This is a genomic window from Acinetobacter sp. ANC_7682 (genome assembly GCF_056779795.1).
Window position 1 is genome coordinate 1 of sequence record NZ_JBWYIQ010000065.1, and the last position, 2510, is coordinate 2510.

Here is a 2510-nt window from a genome sequence, read left to right on the forward strand (position 1 = left end):
TGGTTGTGCGGTAGATTTTGTGTGCAGGCTTCTTCATTTGAAAATTATATCGCTGAAAAACCCTTTACAGATAGGTTTGTGCAACAAAGCCCTCGAGATGTTAAAGCGGTTGATGCTAATAATATAAGTATTGGTAAGGGTGAAATTAATGTTGCGAAATTAAATAATAATATCAAACCAAAAAAAGTTTTTAGTGGGGATGAATCACTAGACCTATTTTTATATAAAATCCCTATGAAAAAAAGTAAAGGATATTTTATATATAATATCGATAATAATAAAATTGAGTCTATCTCAATTGAAAGCTTTGATCACATTTCCTGTAATTTGGAATGATTTTAAGTTGAGTCAAAATTTTCAAATCTAGTTTTAAATTTTAGAAATTAAAAATGAAATACTTTTTTAAAGTTAAATCTTAATAAAGCCGACTCTCGTCGGCTTTCTATTGTTTAATCTTCCAATACCTTTTCTAGCAACTCTTCACTTGGGGCGAAATAATAAGCTCCATCTAAAGGCGCAACAAAGTGCAATAAGCGGTCATGAATACCATCGCCACTAGTTCCAAACATACGTGTCAGCATGCGATCAATACGTGTTAAATCTTTCGTATAAGCGATAAAATACAAACCTTGATCACCACGTCCATCGCCATACGGCAAAGAGTGGCGAAGAATTTCGAGCTCCTCACCTTCATCATCTTCAACAACGGTTCGAGCCACATGTGCATTGTCAGGTTTAACATCATCATCAAGCTCAATGCTTTCGAGTTTGGTGCGCCCAATCACTTGCTCTTGTGCATCAACTTTAAGTTTTTTCCATTTATCTAAATCATGACGATAACGTTGAGCAAAAACGAATGAGCCATCAGTGAAAATTCCTGCATCTTCACCCAGTAAAGCTGTTTCAGCACGATCATCTGGAAATTGAGGGTTTTCGGTGCCATCAATAAAACCAGTTAAATCTCGACCATCAAAATTTCGGAAGCACACGCGCTCATCTAAAACCTCAACCAAATCCTGAATTCCTTCAAAAAAAGCTTGGCTTAAGGCAAAGCAAATATCAGTACGCTGTGCTGCGATATGGATTAAAACATCAGCAGGGACCACAGGCATGGTGAAAGAGCCTTGAATTGGTTCAAGCTGTTTAAAACCTTCTGGTTGGTGAGGGTAGAGTTGTGACCAAAGTTCTGGTCCAAAAGCCACCGCAGTTTTAATTTGAGCATGAGGATGTTGAGTAATTAAGCGATCACGAGTCGTAAAGAGATCTTCAAGTTTTTCTTTTAGTTGATCTATTGATAAATCTTTTAAACGCAAAGTGATAAAGCGAGCATGATCTGAGGGTAATGGTAAGATTACGGATTGGGAAGTCATTCATGGCTCCTGAAATTATAATATCCTAATTTTGCTGATCACATTGTGCCTGATCATCATGGTGCTGAACAGACAGACGTTTAAAAAAACATTCAAATTTTAAATCTTAAAAAAGTCGAATTGTCATATAATCTCATCAAAATAAATCTCCCAAATCGTTATGTCTTATCAAATGTGGTTTGCCTACATGCTTGCATGTTGGGTTATTAGTATTTCGCCTGGTGCAGGTGCTATTGCATCTATGTCTAGTGGTTTGAATTATGGATTCAAACGAGGCTATTGGAATGCAATTGGTCTGCAACTTGCACTTTTGGTTCAAATTGGAGTTGTCGCTGCGGGAGCAGGCGTACTATTTGCTACGACACCTTTGGCATTTTTGATCGTCAAATGGTTTGGGGTTGGGTATTTATTATATTTGGCATATTTACAGTGGAAAGCCCCAGTGCAGTCCATCGAAATTCAGACTGATTTAAAGCAAAAGTCAGCGATGAAGCTAGTAATCAGCGGTTTCTTTGTCAATATGAGTAATCCAAAAGCAATTGTCTTCTTATTGGCAGTGTTGCCACAGTTTCTGGATCTTTCAAAGCCTCAATGGCCACAATACCTCATCATGGCTTGTACGATGATTGTTATCGATCTTATCGTTATGGCTGGATATACAGGTCTTGCAGCGAAGGTATTGCGTTTACTTAAATCACCTCGTCAACAAAAAGTGATGAATCGTACCTTTGCAGGTTTATTTGCAGGTGCTGCTTTTTTATTGAGTTTAGTGCATCAATAAGACACAATAAAATAACGAGTGAGGGTTATTTTATTGAAAATTATAATATTAATTTTGACTATTCTGTTGGGGCTCGGTTTAATTTCAACTCCCTATATCTGGGCGTATTTTTATTTACAGCCTGAAAGTGTGTGGGAATGGATCAAGTTTGTGATGTGGGGCGCGGGTGTTGGCATATGCGCCACATTTGGTCTTACAGTGATTTTAATTTTGATCACCACCCTTATAAAAAAAATGATTGTGGATGATACTTCGCAATATAAGATTTTTGGTGGTGTTTCAAAAAGTATGCTGGCGTTAAACAAATCCGTTATTAAGGTAAAAGAAAGTCAAATCAAAGGCTTTAAAATGATTTTCGA

At 37.0% G+C, this 2510-nt stretch carries 3 protein-coding genes and 1 pseudogene; 3 read left to right on the forward strand and 1 reads right to left on the reverse strand.

Going from position 1 to position 2510, the window contains the following annotated elements; all coding sequences use genetic code 11:
• Positions 1-336 (forward strand): annotated as a pseudogene (locus AC1M9D_RS13935) (hypothetical protein); the annotation flags it as partial.
• Between the two features lie 113 nt (positions 337-449).
• On the opposite strand, the gene AC1M9D_RS13940 reads toward AC1M9D_RS13935, so the two are convergent.
• Positions 450-1370: a Dyp-type peroxidase gene (locus AC1M9D_RS13940; protein ID WP_092767896.1), complete on the reverse strand. Its 921-nt coding sequence runs from the start codon at positions 1368-1370 to the stop codon at positions 450-452.
• 160 nt (positions 1371-1530) lie between these two features.
• Between AC1M9D_RS13940 and AC1M9D_RS13945 the strand changes: the two genes are divergently transcribed.
• Complete coding sequence (locus tag AC1M9D_RS13945) at positions 1531-2151, forward strand: LysE family transporter (RefSeq protein WP_481587711.1); 621 nt, start codon at positions 1531-1533, stop codon at positions 2149-2151.
• 153 nt (positions 2152-2304) lie between these two features.
• A partial coding sequence (locus tag AC1M9D_RS13950) for a hypothetical protein (RefSeq protein ID WP_481612428.1) occupies positions 2305-2510 on the forward strand: 206 nt, incomplete at its 3' end.